Source organism: Acinetobacter sp. CIP 102529 (genome assembly GCF_000368325.1).
GTDB lineage: Bacteria > Pseudomonadota > Gammaproteobacteria > Pseudomonadales > Moraxellaceae > Acinetobacter > Acinetobacter parvus.
On the sequence record NZ_KB849355.1, the window covers coordinates 1042381 to 1064019 of the forward strand.

Annotated in this window: 25 protein-coding genes, 1 tRNA gene and 2 pseudogenes; 12 read left to right on the forward strand and 16 right to left on the reverse strand. The window is 41.3% G+C overall.

Translation table 11 applies throughout. From position 1 onward, the window contains the following. Positions 1-20: 20 nt before the first annotated feature. The 5 genes from F972_RS10240 to panD all read left to right on the forward strand — a co-directional run bounded on the left by F972_RS10240 (position 21) and on the right by panD (position 2850). Positions 21-95 (forward strand) — tRNA-Gln (locus tag F972_RS10240). A 281-nt stretch (positions 96-376) separates the two neighbouring features. Next, positions 377-1330 (forward strand): ribose-phosphate pyrophosphokinase, encoded by a 954-nt coding sequence (locus F972_RS10245; protein ID WP_004676510.1) that lies wholly within the window; start codon positions 377-379, stop codon positions 1328-1330. A 96-nt stretch (positions 1331-1426) separates the two neighbouring features. Next, positions 1427-1723, forward strand: coding sequence for a 50S ribosomal protein L25 (rplY, locus tag F972_RS10250; protein WP_004676507.1), 297 nt, complete (start codon positions 1427-1429; stop codon positions 1721-1723). A gap of 19 nt (positions 1724-1742) precedes the next feature. After that, positions 1743-2324: an aminoacyl-tRNA hydrolase gene (pth, locus tag F972_RS10255; RefSeq protein ID WP_004682853.1), complete on the forward strand. Its 582-nt coding sequence runs from the start codon at positions 1743-1745 to the stop codon at positions 2322-2324. 145 nt (positions 2325-2469) lie between these two features. Continuing rightward, positions 2470-2850, forward strand: a complete 381-nt coding sequence (panD, locus tag F972_RS10260; RefSeq protein ID WP_004655255.1) for an aspartate 1-decarboxylase — start codon at positions 2470-2472, stop codon at positions 2848-2850. Between the two features lie 182 nt (positions 2851-3032). Here the strand turns inward: panD and F972_RS16055 are convergent. Next, positions 3033-3182: pseudogene (locus F972_RS16055) on the reverse strand (hypothetical protein); the annotation flags it as partial. 93 nt (positions 3183-3275) lie between these two features. Between F972_RS16055 and F972_RS10265 the strand changes: the two are divergent. Then, positions 3276-4043: a hydroxymethylpyrimidine/phosphomethylpyrimidine kinase gene (locus tag F972_RS10265; protein ID WP_004761829.1), complete on the forward strand. Its 768-nt coding sequence runs from the start codon at positions 3276-3278 to the stop codon at positions 4041-4043. 57 nt (positions 4044-4100) lie between these two features. On the opposite strand, the gene F972_RS10270 is transcribed toward F972_RS10265, so the two are convergent. Further along, positions 4101-4793, reverse strand: coding sequence for an SDR family oxidoreductase (locus F972_RS10270; RefSeq protein WP_004676499.1), 693 nt, complete (start codon positions 4791-4793; stop codon positions 4101-4103). Positions 4794-4803: 10 nt separating this feature from the next. Further along, the gene (locus F972_RS10275; RefSeq protein ID WP_004676497.1) at positions 4804-5400 is read right to left on the reverse strand and encodes a glutathione S-transferase family protein; all 597 of its coding nucleotides are present in this window, start codon (positions 5398-5400) and stop codon (positions 4804-4806) included. 76 nt (positions 5401-5476) lie between these two features. Here F972_RS10275 and F972_RS10280 point away from each other — a divergent pair, with 76 nt between their 5' ends. After that, positions 5477-6019, forward strand: coding sequence for a TetR/AcrR family transcriptional regulator (locus F972_RS10280; RefSeq protein WP_004676494.1), 543 nt, complete (start codon positions 5477-5479; stop codon positions 6017-6019). 198 nt (positions 6020-6217) lie between these two features. Here the strand turns inward: F972_RS10280 and F972_RS16315 are convergent, their stop codons facing one another. The 8 genes from F972_RS16315 to F972_RS10320 all read right to left on the reverse strand — a co-directional run bounded on the left by F972_RS16315 (position 6218) and on the right by F972_RS10320 (position 10841). After that, positions 6218-6562, reverse strand: coding sequence for a hypothetical protein (locus F972_RS16315; RefSeq protein ID WP_004676492.1), 345 nt, complete (start codon positions 6560-6562; stop codon positions 6218-6220). A gap of 95 nt (positions 6563-6657) precedes the next feature. Further along, positions 6658-7131: a peptidoglycan-binding protein LysM gene (gene lysM / locus F972_RS10290; RefSeq protein WP_004676490.1), complete on the reverse strand. Its 474-nt coding sequence runs from the start codon at positions 7129-7131 to the stop codon at positions 6658-6660. Between the two features lie 214 nt (positions 7132-7345). After that, positions 7346-7588 (reverse strand): acyl carrier protein, encoded by a 243-nt coding sequence (acpP, locus tag F972_RS10295; protein ID WP_004676488.1) that lies wholly within the window; start codon positions 7586-7588, stop codon positions 7346-7348. Positions 7589-7773: 185 nt separating this feature from the next. Continuing rightward, positions 7774-8010 (reverse strand): acyl carrier protein, encoded by a 237-nt coding sequence (gene acpP, locus F972_RS10300; RefSeq protein ID WP_004655272.1) that lies wholly within the window; start codon positions 8008-8010, stop codon positions 7774-7776. 86 nt (positions 8011-8096) lie between these two features. Beyond that, positions 8097-8831, reverse strand: a complete 735-nt coding sequence (gene fabG, locus F972_RS10305) for a 3-oxoacyl-ACP reductase FabG (protein ID WP_004769681.1) — start codon at positions 8829-8831, stop codon at positions 8097-8099. After that, positions 8828-9820 (reverse strand): ACP S-malonyltransferase, encoded by a 993-nt coding sequence (fabD, locus tag F972_RS10310; protein WP_004757343.1) that lies wholly within the window; start codon positions 9818-9820, stop codon positions 8828-8830. The genes fabG and fabD overlap by 4 nt, the downstream gene beginning before the upstream one ends. 196 nt (positions 9821-10016) lie before the next feature. After that, positions 10017-10202, reverse strand: a complete 186-nt coding sequence (gene rpmF / locus F972_RS10315; protein WP_004638135.1) for a 50S ribosomal protein L32 — start codon at positions 10200-10202, stop codon at positions 10017-10019. A gap of 78 nt (positions 10203-10280) precedes the next feature. After that, positions 10281-10841, reverse strand: a complete 561-nt coding sequence (locus F972_RS10320) for a YceD family protein (protein ID WP_034427529.1) — start codon at positions 10839-10841, stop codon at positions 10281-10283. Between the two features lie 363 nt (positions 10842-11204). Here F972_RS10320 and F972_RS10325 point away from each other — a divergent pair, with 363 nt between their 5' ends. Both F972_RS10325 and F972_RS10330 read left to right on the forward strand, forming a co-directional pair. Next, positions 11205-11867: an elongation factor P hydroxylase gene (locus F972_RS10325; RefSeq protein ID WP_004757339.1), complete on the forward strand. Its 663-nt coding sequence runs from the start codon at positions 11205-11207 to the stop codon at positions 11865-11867. 91 nt (positions 11868-11958) lie between these two features. After that, positions 11959-12576 (forward strand): L-threonylcarbamoyladenylate synthase, encoded by a 618-nt coding sequence (locus F972_RS10330; RefSeq protein WP_004757337.1) that lies wholly within the window; start codon positions 11959-11961, stop codon positions 12574-12576. A 10-nt stretch (positions 12577-12586) separates the two neighbouring features. Here F972_RS10330 and F972_RS10335 read toward each other — a convergent pair. Then, positions 12587-13048, reverse strand: a pseudogene (locus F972_RS10335) (hypothetical protein). 243 nt (positions 13049-13291) lie between these two features. Between F972_RS10335 and F972_RS10340 the strand changes: the two are divergent. Genes F972_RS10340 through rluB form a run of 3 tightly spaced genes read left to right on the forward strand, consistent with a single transcriptional unit; the run spans position 13292 to position 15661 of the window. Further along, entirely contained in the window at positions 13292-14086 is a 795-nt protein-coding gene (locus tag F972_RS10340; RefSeq protein WP_004757336.1) for a segregation and condensation protein A, read from the forward strand. Beyond that, on the forward strand, positions 14083-14682 hold the full coding sequence (scpB, locus tag F972_RS10345; protein ID WP_004757335.1) for an SMC-Scp complex subunit ScpB: 600 nt from the start codon (positions 14083-14085) through the stop codon (positions 14680-14682). Before F972_RS10340 ends, scpB begins: the two co-directional genes overlap by 4 nt. Before the next feature lie 40 nt (positions 14683-14722). Further along, positions 14723-15661 (forward strand): 23S rRNA pseudouridine(2605) synthase RluB, encoded by a 939-nt coding sequence (gene rluB / locus F972_RS10350; RefSeq protein ID WP_004676474.1) that lies wholly within the window; start codon positions 14723-14725, stop codon positions 15659-15661. A 58-nt stretch (positions 15662-15719) separates the two neighbouring features. Here the strand turns inward: rluB and F972_RS10355 are convergent, their stop codons facing one another. The 4 genes from F972_RS10355 to F972_RS10370 are packed head-to-tail and all read right to left on the reverse strand — an operon-like array spanning position 15720 to position 21600. Continuing rightward, positions 15720-17453 carry an ABC transporter ATP-binding protein gene (locus F972_RS10355; protein ID WP_004757334.1) on the reverse strand — a complete coding sequence of 578 codons (1734 nt, stop codon included), beginning with the start codon at positions 17451-17453 and terminating at the stop codon, positions 15720-15722. 12 nt (positions 17454-17465) lie between these two features. Continuing rightward, positions 17466-18608, reverse strand: coding sequence for an ABC transporter permease (locus F972_RS10360; protein WP_004757333.1), 1143 nt, complete (start codon positions 18606-18608; stop codon positions 17466-17468). 10 nt (positions 18609-18618) lie between these two features. Next, positions 18619-19557 (reverse strand): ABC transporter permease, encoded by a 939-nt coding sequence (locus F972_RS10365; protein ID WP_004682879.1) that lies wholly within the window; start codon positions 19555-19557, stop codon positions 18619-18621. A 12-nt stretch (positions 19558-19569) separates the two neighbouring features. Continuing rightward, positions 19570-21600 carry a M3 family metallopeptidase gene (locus F972_RS10370; RefSeq protein ID WP_051061216.1) on the reverse strand — a complete coding sequence of 677 codons (2031 nt, stop codon included), beginning with the start codon at positions 21598-21600 and terminating at the stop codon, positions 19570-19572. Positions 21601-21639 lie beyond the last annotated feature (39 nt).

Below are 21639 nucleotides of genomic sequence, written 5' to 3' on the forward strand. Positions count from 1 at the left end.
CATTAAAGTTCTGCCGCATTAGGGGCGTCGCCAAGTGGTAAGGCAGCGGGTTTTGATCCCGCCATCCGTTGGTTCGAATCCAGCCGCCCCTGCCATATAATAGATTATTCTTTAAACTACCCGTTGGGGAAATTTTTAGTTTCCTCTTTGCGCTTGGGTGAGGTGTTGTTTCGCTTAACCTCTATGAGGAAGAGTTATAGATTTTCCATACTTGAATCAAGCGTTGTTTCACTTGATTTCATTTTGAAGAATTATAAATTTTTCCTTTATATTTTGGCAAAGCGTTGCTTCACGTAATCCTCTTTAGAAAAATCATAGATTTTTCACTTGCGCTCGGGTGAAGCGTTGCTTCACGTAATCCTCGCTCAGGTGCTTCATGCCCAATCTCGTCGTTTTTAGTGGAAGTGCTCATCCACAGTTCGCCCAAAAAGTCGTAAGCCATTTGCATATCCCTCTGGGTGCCGCTGCTGTAAGCAAGTTCTCTGATGGTGAAATTTCAGTTGAAATCACTGAAAATGTACGTGGTAAAGACGTATTCATCGTTCAGTCCACTTGTGCCCCAACCAATGATAACCTGATGGAAATCCTGGTAATGGCAGATGCTTTGCGTCGCGCAAGTGCTGGTCGCATCACCGCTGTCATCCCTTACTTCGGTTATGCACGCCAAGACCGTCGTCCACGTTCTGCTCGTGTGCCAATTACCGCCAAGGTTGTTGCAGACATGCTGACCACTGTGGGAATTGACCGCGTGGTTATGATTGACCTGCATGCAGACCAGATTCAGGGTTTCTTCGATATTCCAGTGGACAACATCTACGGTACACCAGCGTTATTGGCTGACCTGCGTCAGCAGCAACATGACAACCTCATGGTGGTTTCACCTGACGTGGGTGGCGTTGTTCGTGCCCGTGCTGTTGCAAAGCAATTGGGTGACATCGACCTGGCTATCATTGACAAACGCCGTCAAAAAGCCAATGAATCTCAAGTGATGCATTTGATCGGTGACGTCAAAGACCGTGACTGTGTCATTGTCGATGATATGGTGGATACCGCTGGTACGCTTTGCAAGGCGGCTGATGCACTGAAACAGTTTGGTGCCCGCCGTGTGATTGCCTATGCAACCCACCCTGTTCTATCTGGCAAGGCACTTGATAACCTGCGCAACTCTGTGATTGATGAACTTGTGGTAACTGACACCATTCCTCTTTCAGATGAAGCATTAACCTTAGGTAAAGTTCGCCAGGTTTCCGTTGCCAGCATGGTTGCTGAAACAATTCGTCGTATTAATAACGAAGAATCTATTAGCGCAATGTTCGATAGTTATCTATAATACCCCAGCTTTTTTCAAGCCCTGCCTTATGGCGGGGTTTTCTATCACTAAACTGGTCGCAAGTTTAGTTTCTTAAATCTCAATGAGGATATGCCCATGGCAAACTTCGTATTAAATGCTCAAGCACGTGAAGCTGCTCAACAAGGGAAAGGTGCGAGCCGCCGCCTTCGTCACGCAGCGCAAATTCCAGCGATTATCTACGGTGGTAGTGCTGAGCCTGTAACTGTTACTTTAGAGCTTCGTGAAATCGTTAAAGCTTTAGAAAGCAATGCTTTCTTTGAAGAAGTAATCGAAATCAAAATCGGTGACAAAGTTGAAAATGTTAAAATCCAGGCATTGCAACGTCACCCAGCTAAAAACACTCCAATGCACGCTGATTTCAAACGCGCATAAGTGTTAAAGGCGTAAATTAGTGTCAAGTATTTCGCTAATTGTTGGTTTGGGCAATCCTGGAAAGGAATATGCCCAAACCCGCCATAATGCAGGTTTCTGGTTTGTTGAACAGCTTGCAGATCGTTATGGCATCAATTTAAAAGCTGACCCCAAGTTTCATGGATATAGTGGTCGTGGCCAAGTTGAGGGCCATGATGTACGTTTGCTCCTCCCTACCACCTTTATGAACCGTTCTGGTCAAAGTGTTGCCCCTTTCGCCAAATTCTATCAAGTTGCACCTGAGTCAATCTTAATTGCCCATGATGAACTGGATATGGACCCTGGCGTGATTCGCTTGAAAACAGGTGGCGGACACGGCGGACATAATGGTCTCCGTGATATCGTTCCCCATATTGGTCCCAATTTCCATCGTTTACGCATTGGAATTGGACATCCTGGTTCAAAAGAACGTGTTTCTGGTCATGTGCTTGGCAAAGCTCCCAGCAGTGAACAAGATTTAATGGATGCCGCAATAGCCCATGCCTTATCACAAGTCAAAATGCTTGTGAGTGGACAGGTTCCACAGGCCATGAATCAAATTAATGCATACAAACCCGCTTAAACTTAAACTGAAATTGTTGATCAATCACGCTTGCCATATTGCAGTTTTAGGCGCAAAATGCGCATCAAACCGCCTATAGCCTGCGGAAACGTGACAAGTCAACCATAAGATATCCGTCTTAGGTCTTACTCAGGAGACGCTAGCCATGCTATCTCGTTTATTAAAATGTAAAATTCACCGCGCGGTTGTGACACATGCGGAACTTCATTATGAAGGTTCCTGTGCAATTGATGGTGTGTTAATGGACTTAGCAGGGATTCGTGAATACGAAGAAATCCACGTATGGAACGTAACCAACGGCAAACGCTTCACAACCTACGCAATTCGTGGTGAAGATGATTCAGGCATTATTTCAGTAAATGGTGGTGCAGCCCATCAGGCTGATGTTGGTGACTTAGTGATTATTGCAACTTTTGGTGATTTCACCGAAGTCGAGGCAAACCTGCACAAACCTCGTTTGGTCTATGCAAACCCAGACAATACAGTGAACCACACTGCAAACTGTATTCCTGTACAAATTGCATAAGCAGAAAACATCACGATTCCTAAAAGCCAGTTTAAAAATAAACTGGCTTTTTTCATGCTATGAGAACATAACAAAATATCTAAAATTAATGCATTATTTTTACGCAACCCAACTTGTAAAGTATGTTGCAGTATTACTTTATTAAATATAGCTGAATACTTAATTTGTCATCACACCTAAAACAGAGGTGGTCCAAAGGTCCAGTCCAGATCAACCTCATCTGCTAAGAGTTGACCCAGTTTTTTTAAAGCATAACGAATTGAACGATGAATCTCCGCTTTCGGGTCAGTTAATGTTCCATCCAAATCTATCAGAATATTTTTGATCGTCATTCGTGCAATCTCTTAAAGCCTTACAACACAGTATCGAGAGTTGCTCAAAACTCCCCTATACTAGCCTAAATGACAACATAAAAGGAAATTGCAGTGCGTCCAACCGTACTTTGTTTTTCAGGTTTAGACCCATCGGGTGGTGCAGGTTTACAGGCAGATATTGAAGCGATTGGGCAGAGTGGTGCGCATGCAGCGATTGCCTGTACTGCCCTTACCATTCAAAACTCGCAACAAGTGTTTGGCTTTGAAGCCACCTCAAAAGAATTATTGCTTGCACAAGCCAATGCTGTGGTGGGTGATTTACCAATTAAATGTGTTAAATCTGGGATGCTCGGTACAACTGACAATATTGCTGCTCTGGCTGAGTTTCTACATGAACATCCTGATTATTTATATGTGCTTGATCCTGTACTTGTCGCCAATAGTGGCGGTTCTTTGGGTGATCAGGCAACATTGGTCAAAGCCTTTGTTGAGTTAATCCCTTTGGCAACAGTGATCACACCAAATACCGTTGAGTTAAGGGCTTTAACGGGCATGGATGATATTGAACAAGCCACTCAAAAATTATTTAAGATGGGCGCAAAAGCTGTACTAGTGAAAGGTGGACATGAAGATACGCCTGATCATATTCGTAATGTACTTTATGCTGACTGCAAAATGATTGCTGAAAGTATTTGTCCTCGTTTAGAGGGACAATATCATGGTTCAGGTTGTTCATTGGCGAGCTTTATTGCAGGTCGTTTGGCTTTGGGAGATTCCCTTAAAATTGCTGTCCAATATGCTGAAACGTGGTTATTTGGTGTATTAAAACAAGCTGAGACCCCTGTACTCAATGGGCAAAAGATTCCAAAGCGGTTTTAAAACTTAAATAATAATGAATAGAAATACATATATTTCTATTCATTTATTCAACATGATCTAACGACAATTCACACCATTATTCAAATCAAATACCTCACCACTTAAACAATTTGGAGCTGCTTGCGCCAGCCAAAAAACTGTTTCTGCAATTTCTTGTGTTTGGCAAAATTGCTGATTTAAAGTCGCTTCTTTTAACCGCTTTTGTCTTTCAATAGGAATCTTTTGCATCATCCGTGTTTCAACAGGGCCAGGTGCGAGACTAAAGGTTTGAATATTATGCTGGGCATGACTACGAGCCAAACTACGCATCCCATTAATTAGCCCCGCTTTTGAAATGCCATACCAGATATCAGGATGCCCAATTTGCCCAGCAATGGATGCCATACTAATAATGCGTCCAAATTTCTGATTTTTAAAAATATTCTCCGCCACATCGATACTCAACTGCATCGTATGAATCAGATTTATATTCATAATTTTTTGCATTTCTTCCCACGTATATGAAGCGGCTGTAAATGTATTCATATAGCCTGCATTATTAATCAGCACATCAAACTGCCCAATCTGCTGAATCACCTTTTCAATTTGATCATATTGCAACATATCCGCTTGCCAATGATGCAAATGAAGATGTGAATATTGTGGAGTATGTCGAGAAATATTATGTACCTCATAATTCTCATCCAAGAATTTTTGAGCAATCGCTTGCCCTATTCCTTGACTTGCTCCAGTAATCAATACTTTTTTCATGCCTAACCTATTATTCATCTAATTCAATAAAACGAGGCAATTGTTGAAAACTTGTTAACCAAGCCTGAACATATGGATATGGGGCTAATTCTATTTTTCCTTGATGCGCTAAAGCGATGTAAGGATAACAAGCAATATCTGCAATCGTGGCTGATTCACCAACCAACCAATTTCTTGTTTTCAAATGTTGATTTACAATTGCTAATGATGCATGTGACATTACAGTCGCATTTTCGATATCAATATTTGGTTTTTTAATCAGATGAAATGCTCGTGCTGCCGATAAAGTAGAAGCAATTCTTTGATTGGCAAAAAATAACCACTCTAAAACATGTGTCATTGCAATTGTTTCTTGAGGAAACCAAAGCTGATGAGCATCATATGTTCTAGCGAGATAGCACAAGATTGCTTGAGAATCATGGATATGCCTCCCCTGATCTTCTAGCACAGGAATCTGCCCTAAAGGATTCAGTTTTAGAAAATGTTCTGTCTTTTGCTCTTGGTCAGCTAAATTTATAGAGACTTTTTCGTAGTCTAAATTCAGAAATGAAAGTAATAATCTGATTTTGTAACAATTTCCTGAGATTACAGTATTATAAAGTTTCATTGTCATCTTCTTTTGTGGTTATATAATTTTAATGTACCGAACGATCGGTACAAAATCAAGTGGTATGAGTAATTTTATGGATAAACCGACTTTAATTCGATCTTTATTAAGTATTTTCAGAGAATATGGCTATGAAGGTGCTTCTTTATCCAAAATTTCTGAACGAACAGGTCTAGGTAAAGCCAGTTTGTATCATCACTTTCCAAATGGAAAACAACAAATGGCACAAGATGTTTTGAGCTATTTAGAACAATGGCGCGAAGATCATATTTTTATTCACCTACAAAGCAACGCATCACCTATTGAACGTTTAGAAGCTCTGACCTATTCATTAAAGCAAGTTTATGAAAATGGCCATGTAGCGTGTATTTTGGCAGTTTTAACCTTAAGTGAAGCGCACCAAATCTTTTTGCCTCAAATTCAACCCGTATTTACAAGACTGATTGAAAGTATCTCTGTCGTTTTACAAGATGCGGGAATATCAGAAGAACAAGCTTTCGAGCGAGCACAAGATACTGTGATACGTATTCAAGGATCTTTAATCCTATCTAGAGCATTACAAAGTCCAAAACCTTTTTTACAATTAATGGATAAGCTGCCTAAACAATTATTATCTTAAGATTATTTACCACCATTACTTGCATTTAAGCTTAATGTTGTTTTGACATTTTTTAATTGATTATGTGGTTGTAAATTAACAACTTCAATCACATAAAGATCTTGAGATAAAGGAATCCAGCCAATACTTCTGTAACTTTTATTTTTACCATCATGTCCTGTTGAGCATAAAGACTGAAATTGCTGATTAAAAACAATTTTATGATTTTCTTACAATAACCTGCAAGGTTATTGGTTGACCTAATTCTTTTCTCTTCTCTACAGGGATGTTGTTATATTTTATAGTCCCATCACAATATTGGTTAAAAGTATTTCCAACAACAAGATCATCAACTCGCTTTTGTGCTGATTCAAATTCAACAGTTAGGCTTAAGTGGTAAGACTTTGGTACATTTACCTTAAATTCAGTAGTTGCTAATGCTCCTGTATGAGTTAAATCAATCGGCAGATTTGAAAATAATGGAGGAAATACACAAAGATCTGTCATCCACATTGCCACACTTAAAACGGGCTTTTGACATAAAGCATAAGTAAATGAATTCATTTTTTTAATGTTTTAGTAATTTCAATTTTATAGATTTTATCTTTTATTTTTAAATAAAAAAGGCGCAATACGCGCCTCTTCTGTCACATTACAATTTATTCAGGGATACGTAAAACTTGTCCAGGAAAAATATCATCCGCATTTTTGAGTAATGGTCTATTCGCTTCAAAAATTTTATTGTATTGGTTTGGATCGCCATAATATTCTTTAGAAATCTTTGATAAATTATCACCTGATTTTACGGTATAAAATTTACTTTCTGGTTCAGGTACCTCAACCGTCATCTGATCATCGACCTGAGCAACGTGATCAATATTACCAACGGCAAGAACTATCTTTTCTTTATCTGCTTGGCTTTTGACTTGTCCTTTAATGATGGCTGTATCGGTATTTCCATTGTAGGTTACTGATAAACCTTCAATACCAAGACCTAAACTTTTAATCAAACCTAATAATTTATTGGCAATCTCTTGAGCTGAAGGCTCAACAGGTGTGGCTGGAGCAGGCTGAGGTTCTGCTGGTGCTGTATTTTTTTTACCGATGCCTTTAACAAAATCAAAAAGACCCATTTTTTATTTCCTCTGTAATTATTGATTAAGCATAGTCAAAACAGACTTACAATTAGTTATACCGAAAAAATAAAGCATGCGAGTTTCAATTTAACGAGGTCTTGTAAATATATGTATATGCAGTAAAACTGATTTTAAGCTTTCACATTTATATATTTTAAATATAAAAAGCCACCTTACGGCGGCTTTCAATTCGTTCAAAACTTGAAGCAATTTAAACATTTTCTCCCACAATATTGGTCATATAATCAATTGCAGATTGAACGGTAATAATTTTCTCAGCCTCTTCATAAGGAATTTGAGTACCAAATTCTCCCTCAAAAGCCATAATGAGCTCAACTACAGCCAATGAATCAGCGCCTAAATCATCTGTAAAGGATGCATTTGGTAAAACATCTTCTTCATTTACACGAAGTTGCTCAATAATGATCTCTTTAATACGGTTTGCTATATTCATAAAATTCCCTTTTGTTGTTATGGTTTAATACATTATTTTAAATAGCATAAAATTTATACACTCAAATAAATTATTTTCATATTTATAGTTTATTTTTTTGTAAGATATTTTTACATCTATTCATATGAAAAGTTGAACATATAAAAAAGCCACCGAAAAAGGTGGCTTTTAATCATGTGATATGATTAACCAAGTTTCTTAGTTACATAATCAATTGCAGATTGAACAGTCGTGATTTCATTAGAATCTTCGTCTGGAATCGTGATGTCAAAATCATTTTCGAAAGACATTACAAGTTCAACCAAATCTAAAGAGTCAGCACCTAAGTCATCCATGAAAGATGCTTCGTTTTTAATCTCTTCAGCACGCATACCTAATTGTTCAGCTACAGCTTGTTTGATGCGTTGTTCGATATCGCTCACAGGAATTCTCCTCATTGCTTGTGGCGTTTTAATTTGCCACTAGTTTAATTGAATATAAAAACTTTTAAAAGTTTATACATCACCACTTAGGCCATGTATAGACCACCATTTACGTGTAAAACTGTACCAGTAATGTAACTAGCCTTATCGCTAGCCAGGAAACTCACTGCATCAGCAATATCTTGAGGTTCACCTAGACGACTTAAAGCTACTTGATCAGTCATTTTTTTACGAATATCTTCGCTTAACTGATCAGTCATTTCAGTGGCAATGAAACCAGGTGCAACACTGTTCACTGTAATCTGACGACTCCCCATCTCTTTGGCTAAGCTACGACTGAATGCTTCAATCCCTGCTTTTGCTGCTGAGTAGTTCGCCTGTCCAGGGTTTGCAAAATGTGCAACCACTGAACTAATGTTAATAATGCGGCCAAAACGTGCTTTGGTCATACCTTTCAATACGCGCTTAGACAAGCGGTATACGGCTTTTAGGTGAATGTTGAGAATGTCATCCCAATCATCTTCAGACATACGAAGTAGCAAATTATCTTTGGTAATGCCTGCATTGTTGACCAATACCAACACTGAACCATATTTTTGCTCGATGTCTGAAACCAGCGCATCAATGGCCTCACCGTTACGGACATCAAGCACAGCACCTGTTCCGTTTTCAGCAAAGCTTTCTGTCAGTTTTTGTGCGCCTGATTCAGAGGTCGCAGTTCCAACCACAAAAAAACCGTCTTGAATGAGTTGCTGTGCAATTGCTGCGCCAATTCCTCGGCTTGCTCCTGTCACCAACGCAATCTTTCGTTGTTGTGTCATGCAATTTTTCCTTCTGCCACCAAGATCGCGCTTAGGGCATCTTCCATACGTGCTTTGCTATCAATTGCAAATGCTTTTTCTATGTTCGGTAATCGCTTAGCAAGATTGCTGAGCACCGTACCTGGCCCACATTCAACCACATACTGGATACCTTGATCCTGTAGATATTGCATGCTACGTGTCCATTGCACTGACTGGTACAACTGGGCAGTGAGCGCCTGACGTAACTGGGCAACATCCGTTGCGATTTCCGCGTTGACATTTTGTATTACAGGAATGCGGGGTAGCTCAATGGCAGTTTGTTCCAAAGCTTCAGCAAACTTTTCTGCTGCTGGTTTCATCAAGGTACAATGTGATGGTACAGAAACAGGCAATGCAATCGCTTTACCTGATTGCTCTTTTGCTTCAGCCATGACTTGCTGAACCAAAGCTGTACTGCCTGCAATCACCACCTGACCTTGCGCATTATAATTCGCCGCTTCAACTGAACCTTGGCCTACCGCAGATGCATTCGCTTTTTGGCAAAGCTCGATCACTTTGTCATCGGTTAAACCAAGAATTGCCGCCATTGCCCCCTCACCTTGAGGAACTGCACTCTGCATCAATTTACCGCGTAAATTGACCAGTTTCACCGCATCGGCAAGGGTCATGGCTTCTGCTGCAACAAGCGCACTATATTCTCCCAAAGAATGTCCAGCAAGGAATTTTGGTGCAACACCACCCAGTTCCAGCCAGACACGCCATAAGGCAATGCTGGCAGTGAGCAATACAGGCTGGGTATTTTCCGTTTGATCCAGCCCCTCACCACTTTGGGCAATCTGCCAAAGGTCAAAGTCAACTGCTTCTGAAGCTTCTGTGAATGTATCTTTAACGACACTAAACTGCTCTGCGAGTTCAGCCAGCATCCCTACTTTTTGTGAACCCTGACCAGGAAAAACAAATGCTGTTTTTGTTGCTTGAGCAGCCTGCTCAAGTCGCTTAGTCGACATATAAAAATCCTTAAAATGGTCTATCGCCAGTTTTATCAACACTCATGATTCTACATGAGAATGACAACAGACTCTTTCCCGATGCGGCAATTTACCATTGATTAAATCGTTTTTTAATTGCGAAAAACAACAAAAAAGGGAGCTTTCGCTCCCATTTTTCTATACTTTAAGCTAACGCTTAATGCATATAACTCAATTATTCAGCATCAGCTGCTTTAGCGAATAATTGACGACCACGGTAAATACCGTCTTTAGTCACGTGGTGACGACGATGAGTTTCACCAGTAGTTTGGTCTACAGATAATGCATTCTCGGTTAAAGCGTCATGTGAACGGCGCATGTCACGGCGAGAGCGACTTTTACGGTTTTGCTGAACGGCCATGATGGCTCCTTACAAAGATCGAAAAATGGATCAGAACAAATTCAGTTGTCTTAACTCAACATGATAACACAAATTGTGTTATGAGTTAAGTTTGCCTTTCAAACTTGCCAAAACATCAAACGGGTTATCCCGCTTTTCTTCGACAACGTCCTGAACGGCAGGTTGATGTTTATGCTCACAAACACCATGTTTGGGAGACAAAGGCATCAACAATAACAATTCATCTTCTAGCAATGCGAATAAATCAATCGAAGCAGGTGTATCAATACTCCCTTTTTTCGACGATTCACTTTCACCTAAAACGATGAAATCAGCATCCTCATCCAATCGCTCTATCAGTGACTCATCATCAATTAAAGCTAAATGAAATTCTGAGACTAATTCAATTTCAACAGATCCCAAACAACGTTGGCATTCCATTGGAACTTTAGTATCAATATGTCCATCTAACCATACAATACGATGATAGGCATCGATTGATAGCTTACAGTCTATGTTGATCAATTGATCACCAATTGAACCAACAGCTTCTCGAGCAATACGAGCAAAGCGAGACAATGGCAGTATTCCTGACCATGTATAGCCCTGTTCAGCCCATTTAAATGGCTCGATTTGGCTTGGAAAAGTATTTGCTGACATAAGAGGGTCTGTTGACAGTTCAAATATAGTTGCGACAGTGGACATTTTTTAGAGGATACAAGGCACGAATTGCGTAATTTAGCTTTCTAAATAAGCAATGCGTAACGCAGTAGCATCAAAAAATATCCCTGTCCCTACGGGTTGCTAGTAAAATTGCCCTATCCATCGTCATGAAACTTGTTAAGGGAGTCGCCATTAACTACGTTTCATTCCTTGTCTATGACAATTTTACTTTGCAACGCAAGTTACATTTGAACTGTCAGCAGACCCTGTGGGCGGCAATTCTACAAATTCATCGGTACTCTGTCAAAGATTAAGATACAATTTTGCACTTCTTTAGACAGAACTCGTGGTAACACAGCAATGTATCTGTTGCAGCCGCAACTTGAAGTAACAACTTCATCACTTGTTAGCCCCCATTCAATCACTGCTCCTATGTTAACACCAGATCAAGTGCAACGCTCATCTTGGCAAACGTTAACAACAGAACCAGAACAGGTTGATTGGCTTATTTTACACTTTAATCACTGGTTTTCCCACCATAATGTCATGCTTGTTAAAGGTGATTTTGAACCAGAATATTTCCCAGCGATAAATCAACAGCCTGCAAAAATCCAATTTGCACATGGTTTCTTTAACAGTGCCTTACATGAAATTAGTCATTGGAGTATTTCAGGTGAAAAACGTCGCCTTTTACCTGATTTAGGTTATTGGTATGCACCCGATGGTCGTACTGCAGAACAGCAAGCTTTATTTGAACAAGTTGAAATTAAGCCTCAAGCCATTGAATGGTTATTTGCAACAGCCTTTGGTCGAAAGTTTCGTGTCTCTTTAGATAACTTAACGGGTGATAGCGGCAATGGGACACAATTTAAAGATCATGTTTTTGCTCAAGTACAACGTTATTTTTCGGGTGAAGCCACTTTACCACGAGATGCTGCACTTTTTATTCACTATATCTGTGTTTGTACCCGTCATGGCTTACCATTACAACTAAATGAATTTAAACGTGAATTACTTGATTGAATGACAAAATTAACACATCTAAGACTTGCATCTTTAGTAGAACAAGTTTCATACTTAATTCAGCCATAAAGATCAGGGAGTTACAATAATAATGTTACATTTACATATTCATCCTGAAAATCCACAGACTCGCTTAATCACACAAGCCGTTGAACGTATTCGTGCGGGTGATGTGGTGGTTTATCCAACTGATGCAGCCTATGCGATTGGTTGTCAGATTGGAAACAAGAATGCGATGGAGCGGATTGCCCAGATTCGCGGTCTAGGTCCAAAACATCAATATGCGATTATGTGTTGTGATCTATCTGATATTGCGACCTATGCCAAAGTGGACAATGCCATGTATCGGCTGTTAAAAAATAATACGCCTGCTGTCACCACCTTTATTTTGCCTGCTACCAGTGAAGTTCCAAAACGTTTGATGCACCCTAAGAAAAAAACCATTGGTCTGCGCATTCCAAGTAATCCTGTTGCACAAGCTTTATTACAAGAACTTGGTGCACCGTTACTCACCAGTACATTGATCTTGCCCGATCAAAAAGATCCGCTTGATGATCCTTATGATATTGAAAACCAACTAGGTAAACGTATTGATGTGTTTATTGACAGCGGCTTTGGTACCTTGTCCACCACCAGTATCGTGGATTTATCGGGAGAAAATCCTGAAATTATCCGTCGTGGTGTTGGTGATGTCAGTGCTTTTGGATAAGCACTGACCCTTATTCAATCAAAAAATCAGACAACTTCTGTTTCTGAAAACCGTGTTCATCAAAATTATCAGGACTCAGCCATTGCTGATAAGCATTTTTTAATTCCGACCACTCATCATCAATCATCGAGAACCATGCCGTATTTCGATTGTGCCCTTTTAATATACAATCCTGACGAAACAATCCCTCGTATTGAAACACCACCAAATTTTGTAATGAATCTTTTAGGCTTTGCTGGCTCTGCGGTGCGGAATATGGCAGATAGGTCCAGCATCGTTCATCAGGTTCTGTCGATACCGCTTCCCATAACTGCCCTACCGCCTGATCTGTTATGCCATCAGCCCCATCGACCAGCTTGACATATCATCCCGATATATCACCCTGAACAGTAGAAGCAGTCACATTTTCATCAAGTGAAGAACCAGTCATTTGCCCAAACTGATTCTGTTGTGTTTTTAAATAATTTCTCATTGGCTGTTATCGTTTAATTAAAGCCTTTTTGGAAACCCATTTAAACATAGCTTTAGCTCTGTTCAATGTGAAATTGCATCACAATAAAAAATACCCTGAGAACTTTAAGGTTTTTGTAAGTGAGTAATTTATTAAATGTGCTATTTCGATTAGAATAGCCAAGCTCTTGGTAGCATTGTGTCGTCCTTGCACACAAAATTATATCTTTCATGCTTTTGAAAATTCGCGTGGCTTATAACGGTAATGAATCAAACTCTCCCCTCAGTTCTGGAGTCTACTCCATCCATTCGTGTGCTTGACGAGTGGCAGGAGACTATACCCGAAGATTTGTACATACCGCCTGCTGCGTTTGAAATCCTACTCGAACAATTCGAAGGTCCCCTGGATTTTCTGATTTACCTGATTCAAAAAAATGGCTTTGATTTATTGCAGCTCGACATCTCCCCAATCGCGACCCAATATCTTTCCTATATGGACAATATGAAGTCGCTGAATATTGAGTTGACTGCTGATTATATGGTGATGGCAGCACTACTTGCCGACTTAAAATCACGTTTATTACTTCCTAAAGCAAAAGTTGCGGATCAGTTTGAGAAAGACCCAAAACAGGAACTAATTGACCGTCTGGAAACCTATTTACGCATTAAACAGGCGGCTGAACGTCTGGGGCAAATGCCAATTTTTGAGCGGGATACCTTTAGTACCAATGTCAGTATTGGTCATATTGCCCCAATTTATGAGGGTTATGATGTCGATGCCCTGCGTGACGCATTATTCTGTATCTTTAACCGTCCTGAACCCATCACCCATGTGGTTGCACAAGAACCTGTATTGCTTGAAGAGCGTATGGCCTATATTGAAAGCCAGCTTGCATCTGGTGAAAATTTAAGTTTTATTGAACTGCTCAATCCCAAGCAGGGTCGTATGGGCATGGTGGTGACCTTTATGGCGGTGCTGGAACTGACACGTCAGCAAAAAATTCAAATTATTCATACAGGCATTGAAGCTCCTCTGACTGTTCAGGGGATTGCCGTATGAGTTTAGATCAGTTTGACACGAATGAGGGAATGTCACTTGAAGACATTCATCACGACGTTTTATTGCAGATTGAAGCAATTATATTTGCAAGTGACTCAGCCGTTTCACTTGCACGATTAAAAGAAGCCTTTCAGAACCAATACTCCAAGCAGCAATTACGCACGTTTTTACAACAGCTTGCGATGTTGCAGCATGGCCGTTCCATTGAACTGATTGAAACGGCACAGGGCTTTCGTTTTCAGGTGCGGGCAAAATACCGTAATATTATTGCCCAGGTGTGGCCTGAACGCCCAACCAAATTATCACCATCGTTGCTCGAAACAGTCGCCGTGATTGCGTATCATCAGCCTGTCACGCGTGCGGATATTGAACAGATTCGTGGTGTATCTAATAATAGCCAGATTTTAAGAAATTTATTTGACTGGAACTGGATTAAAGAAGCTGGTTTCAGGGATTTGCCTGGAAGACCTGCGTTGTTGATTACAACACCCCAATTTTTAAATGCTTTTGGTTTAGTGTCATTAAATCAATTGCCTCCCCTACAGAACGCCAAGGAAGCATTCATGGCTCTCGATGCACATGCACCGAAGTCTTGAGAGGTGAACTGTTGATCATTATGTCTAAGGTTGTGCTGTCATGAGTGAAAAATTACAAAAGGTGTTGGCGAGAGTCGGGTTAGGCTCACGTCGTTATATGGAAGAGGTGATTGCTGCTGGCCGTGTCAGCATCAATGGTCGTATTGCCCAGGTGGGTGAGCGTATCGAACCAACCGATGAACTGCGTATTGACGGCCGTAAGGTGCAGTTCCAGATTGAAGATGAAATTCGTCGTCGTGTGCTGATTTACTACAAGCCTGAAGGTGAGATTTGCTCGCGCAATGACCCTGAAAAGCGTCCTACCGTATTTGATCATTTGCCACAAATTGCCAATGACCGCTGGGTGATGGTGGGTCGTCTGGATATTAACAGTACTGGTTTATTATTATTCACGAATGATGGTGAACTTGCTAACCGTTTAATGCACCCTTCAAATGAAGTTGAACGTGAATATGCGGTACGTGTGATGGGTGAAGTAACACCGCAAATTCGCAATAACATGCTGAAAGGTGTTGAGCTTGAAGATGGTCCAGCCAAATTCGAATCATTCTCTGAAATTGGCGGTGATGGGATCAACCGTTGGTATCAGGTGGTGGTTAAAGAAGGCCGTAACCGTGAAGTACGTCGTATCTTTGAATCGCAAGGCCTAAAAGTCAGCCGCTTATTGCGTACCCGTTATGGTACGGTGATCTTGCCACGTGAATTACGTACAGGCCGCTGGATGGAATTAGATAAAACTGATATTGATAACTTGGCGAAATCGGTTGAGTTGAAGCCACGTCAGGGTACTGGTCTGTTTGGTATGGCAAAACGCCGTACTGAAAAAATGGCGGAGAAGCCATTGGCTGCACGCCGTGGTGGCTATCTACGTCAACAGCGTCGTGATGATGAGCAAGAACCACAGCAACGTCCACGTAGCAGTGAAAATAATAACGGTCGTAAAACCATCGGTTTTAATAAAGGTTTTAAGAAGTTCTAATTCTTGATCCTGAAAATAAAAAAACGCTCTCATTAGAGCGTTTTTTTATGGCTGAACTTTAATGATGGTGACTGATCCCCTGTGGAATCGCATTCAGCAGTTTCTTGGTATATTCATGCTGCGGATGTAAATACAATTCATCCGAATTGGCAATTTCCACCACTTCACCATGATTCATCACCATGACCTGATCCGAAATATACTTCACCACCGATAAATCATGTGAAATAAAGATATAACTCAGTCCAAATTCATCCTGTAAATCTTGCAGTAAATTCAGCACCTGCGCCTGTACCGACACATCCAGCGCGGAGACTGATTCATCGCAAATCAGAATTTCTGGCTTTAAGGTGAGGCAACGGGCAATCGCGATTCGCTGGCGTTGTCCACCAGAAAATTCATGTGGATAACGGTCATATGCATCTATAGGTAAACTGACTTTTTCCAATAGCTCGAGTGCAATTTTCTTGCGTTCAGCATCATTCTGTCCAATGCCATGAATACGCATCGGCTCCAATAAAATCTGCCCGACGGTAAAGCGTGGATTGAGTGAAGCGTATGGATTCTGGAAAATAATTTGAATTTTACGCTGATACTGTGAAAATTCTTTCTCAGTCATGGCAAGAATATCTTTACCACCAATCAAGGCTTGTCCACCTGTGGCTTGATACAGACGCATTAGCAATAGTCCAATCGTGGTTTTACCTGAACCCGACTCTCCAACCAAACCTAAAGTCTTACCTTTTGCCAATTGGAAAGATATACCTTTCACGGCCTGAAATTCATCTCGCCCCCATAAACCTTTACGACTATAAAACGATTTTTTCAGGTCTTTGACCTCTAAAATAATTTGTTCTTCGCCTGTAAGTCCTCGCGAACGCTGTTTCAGATTCAATTCGGACAAATTGGTTGCTTCGACCAGTTGTCCATTTTCGTCCTGTTTCATAAAATCGCTGGTGACGGGTAAACGGTATGGTCGGGTTGAAAGTTGAGGTCTACAGTGCAATAAGGCACGGGTATACACATCTTTCGGCTGTTCCAGTACTTGTTCAACGGCGCCACATTCGCGGATTTCACCATGACGCATGACGATCACTTCATCAGCAATTTCACCAACCAGTGCTAAATCATGGGTGATGAATAGCATCGACATTTGATGGCGTTGTCTCAAAGATTCTAATAGATCAATGATCTGTTTTTGAATGGTGACATCCAAAGCTGTAGTGGGTTCATCCGCAATCAATAGCTTTGGTTCACAAGCAATTGCCATGGCAATCATAACCCTTTGCTGCTGACCACCAGAAAGCTGACTTGGATACGCATCTATTTTTGTTTCAGGTGCAGGGATACCGACTTCTCGAAGTAACTCAAGCACTCGTACTCTAGCCTGCTTGCGCCCCATACCTAAATGAATCCTGAGCACTTCGGCAATCTGGTCACCGACTGTAAATACAGGATTCAGCGATGACATTGGTTCCTGAAAAATCATGGCAATGTCTTTGCCGCAAATTTGGCGGATTTCCTTTGCAGATAAATTGAGTAAATCCTTTCCCTCAAAGCTGATCTTGCTTTGATTAGCAATTTGGCTTTGTCCTTTCGGTAGCAAGCCCATAATCGCCAGTGAAGTCACGGATTTACCACTGCCCGACTCACCGACCAAAGCCACCGTTTTATTTTTTGGAATTGAAAATGAAATTCCTTTAACCGTTTCGATCCATTGTTTATTTTCACCTTTAAAGCTGATCTGAAGATCGTCTACTTGTAATAGCGGTGTTTCATTTTGAGGTTGCATATTTTTTCTCCGCTATTTCAACTTAGGATCTAAAGCATCACGCAATGCATCGGTAAACATTGAAAATGCCGTGACCAAAACCGCCATCGCAATCGAAGCCGCAGCCAGTTGCCACCATTTCCCCAAAATCAATTCACTTTGCGCTTCATTGAGCATACTGCCCCATGACACGACCCCAACAGGAACACCAAAACCCAGAAAGCTAAGGATCACTTCTGATTTAATGAATGACACCACCAGAATCGAAATCTGTACCAAGGCAATATGACTGACATTCGGGAAAATATGGACAAACATACGGCGCATATTGCTCACGCCAATGGCTTTGGCAGCCAATACATATTCACGCGATTTATGCTTCATATATTCAGCCCGAACCAAACGAAATACCCCAGTCCAACCCGTTAAGCCTAAGATTAAAACAATCGACAAAATTCCTTTTTGTTGGAGTACCGCAGCGATCGCGAGCACTAATAACAGATAAGGAATCGAAGTGAAAATGTTATAGAACCAGTTCAAGACATCGTCAATCCAACCGCCAAAATAACCTGCAATCGCGCCAAGAAAAGTACCAATCACCACTGCCAATAAAGCTGATAACAAACCGACCAGAATTGAGGTTTCAGCGCCCTTAATGGTTTTTAACAACACATCTTGTCCCCACTTATCCGCCCCAAAAGGCAAAGTGGTTTTTAGTTGCTGTTGTTGATCAAGTAAATGTCCGCCCAACTGCTGATTAATTGCCTGCATATCCGCAGCCAACGGATCAAGCATGCCATAGTTGTCTATGGCTGAACTGCCGTGCTGTTCCGCCTGAATTTCTGCATTGAGTTGTTGAATCACGTCTTTGAGTGGATCAACAGGATTTTCAGGCAAAGTTACTGTGCTTTCTGTAATTGCCTTAATTTGATCTGATTCAGTATCAGCACCTAAAAATGTCGGTGGTGCATAACTGACTGCCACTTCTTTATTCCAATTAGAAGCAATCACGCCTGTCATGGATAAAGCCAGCAAAATGAAATAAAACAGTACGATCACAAACGAAACAACTGCAATACGATCTGATTTCAATCGATTCAAGGCCAAATGCCAGAGTCCTGTTGACGCAGATGATTCATTTGAGGAGGTTTTGCCTTTAAAAATTGTACTGAGCATCGTCATCCTCCTATTTCAACTGAACACGAGGGTCGATGGCTTTGTAGATCAGATCAGCAATCAAATTAAAAATCATGGTGACGGCTGCCACATAAACAGTAATCGCCTTAATCACAGGAAAATCACTACGTTCCACCGCAATAATAATTTCACGACCAATCCCTGGAATCCCAAAGAAACGCTCAATCAAAAATGCACCAATTAATAAAGCTGGCAAGCTTGCCATCACTTCGGTGACAATCGGAATCGAGGCATTACGCAACACATGAATGCCCAAAACCCGTGTTTCAGGCACACCTTTAGCACGGGCCGTCCGCACATAGTCCTGATGAATTTCATCCAGCACAAAACTACGATACAGACGTAAGGTTGGTGCAATGCTCACCACCAGCATAATCAGGATGGGTAATAAGGAATAATAGAATAGATTTTCGCTAAAGCTGTCGCTCCAGCCCTGCACAGGAAACCAGCCCAACTGATAGGCCAAGACATACTGGAAGATAATGATATAGACCAGAATACTGATCGACATGCCGACAGTGCATAGCATCATCACCATACGGTCTGTCAGTGAACCACGTACCGATGCCACCGCCAAGGCCAGTACAATCGAGATCACAGTTTGTAAAATCACCAATGGAACCAGCAAGGTCAGCGATGGCCCCAAACGGGTCAGGATAATCTGCGATACTGATTCGCCTGTACTCCAGCTTGCGCCATAATCAAAAGTCAGAATCTGCTTGATAAAAATCCACAACTGCATATAGTACGGCTGATCCACGCCCAACTGTTTACGGATATTTTCAATCTGTTCTGGATTGGACATTTTGCCTGCCAGAATATAGGCAGGGTCGCCACCAACCCAGTTAAACAGGAAAAAAATCAGCAAAATGACCCCCAACATGGTCGGAATCATTTGCCAGAGTCTACGCACGACATAAGCGAACATCTTGGTACATCCTTATTTGACGCGTTGTCCTGTAATCTCATTCAGAAATGCCTTGTTGTCAGGCGCCCTACCCAGAAAATCTTTCACCAATTCAGCCGCTTTTTTCTGGCTGCCTTGTGACAAAACCGTTTGACGATAACGTTGCCCAATTTCTGGATTATTCAGGTTATCCCCAAAGGCAGATAACATATCCAGTGCCAACACTTCTGACCACATATAACCGTAGTAGCCCGCCTGATAGCCCATTAAATGCCCGAACTGCCCTGGGAACTGAGTATTTTCCACATAGCCCAAAGCAGTTGCCGATTCCATTTTTTTCCAGACATCCAATGGTTGCAGCTGGCGAGGGTCTTTATCATGCAATGCCATATCATATTGCGCATACAGGGTTTGGCGAGCATAACGTGCGCCACGTCCATAATTATGTACCGCATTTAAACGTTCAATCAGCGCATCATCAATACGTGGACAGGCTGGATCACAATAGTCTGCCACTTTAGACAAGGTTTCCTTACGTCTCGCCCATTCTTCATACATCTGCGAGGGTGCTTCAACAAAGTCACGCTCGACTGATGTTCCAGACTGTCCCACATAACGGGTATCGGACAAAATGCCATGCAAGGCATGTCCAAACTCATGTACAAAGGTTTCCAGCTCATTGCTGTTTAAACCTTTGCGATTAAAATTGGTCACTAAAACCGAAATTGGTTTACGCCCTGTTAAACTACTGCCGCCATACACGCCCCATACCGCAGCATGCCCATATTTGCCCTCACGCGGGAATTTATCCATATACAAACCGCCAAGCAGTTGTCCTGTTTTCTGATCGGTCACATCGTAATATTCAACTTCATCCTGCCATGTATCCACTTTGGCAGGCTTAAACTCAATGCCATACAGATTTGAGGAAATCGCAAACAACCATTTCTGTGCAGCTAAAGTTGGGAAATAATCACGCAATTTTTCCTGATCAATCTGGTATTTGTCCTTACGTAATTTCTCTGTCCAATAACCCACGTTCCAGCGTGTAATCTCTGCCTGTTCTAAAGAAATATTTAGAGTTTTTGCCTTAAATTCCCTTAATTCCTGCATTTCCTTTTGCTCAAGTGGCGTCACAATCTGGTAAATATTATTCAGGAAATCATTCACTGTTTTTGGATTTTTCGCCATGCGTTTTTTTAAGGCGAGATCGGCATAGCTTGGCTCACCGAATAACTGTGCCTGTTCATAACGGAGGTCAATAATCTGTTTGAGCAAGTCCAGATTCTTTGCTGTACCCCGTCGGGTAAAAGCAGTCTGGTAGCGTTTACGGGCTGCATCACTCTCAGAAAGTTCCATAAACGGTTGATAGGCAGGATAATCAAATCCCAGCAAATAATTACCCTTATCATTTTTCTTGGCATTGGCAAGATAGCTTTCTGGCAAGCCTTTTAACTGATCTGGGGTAAATTCCAGTTTTTCAGGATTATCATTGATATTACGGGTAAATTGCTGTGAGAGTTGGGTTTGCAGGTTACGGATTTCCTTTAAGCGTATTCTTTTTGCAGGCGGTAATTGCACGCCCGTATTTTCAAAGTCAGTTAAAATGTCCTGACGGTATTTCACATCAATTGGATCAGTCGCCTTGCTGTTTTTAATGCGTTGATAGAGTTTTGGATTCTGATATAAATCGGTCTGTAGCTGTTCCATTTTCACAATACAGTCATCTGCCGCCTGACGAAACTTTTCATCAGGATAGACATTACGATATAAGCTGATCGGATTAGTCAAGTCCTCAAACATCGCCATAAAGGCATCCCATTCTGCTAAAACAGGTGCGGCATTGGACTCCGCTTTGACTGGTTTTTTTTCGAGTTCGGTGATTTGTTGCTGGAGTTTTTGAATACTGGCATCACACCATTGCGGCTGATCAGCGAGTTTTAGAATAGGTAAGGTAGCGCGTGCTGGTTCTGCCCATACCGCTTGATTCATCCCGCAAAGACCAATAAAGCATAGCCCCAAGTTCGTTAATGTCTTTTTTGCCACACGCTTTCTCCAATTCATTTCAATTCTGTTCAATTCACTCTAATACTAATTTTTAAA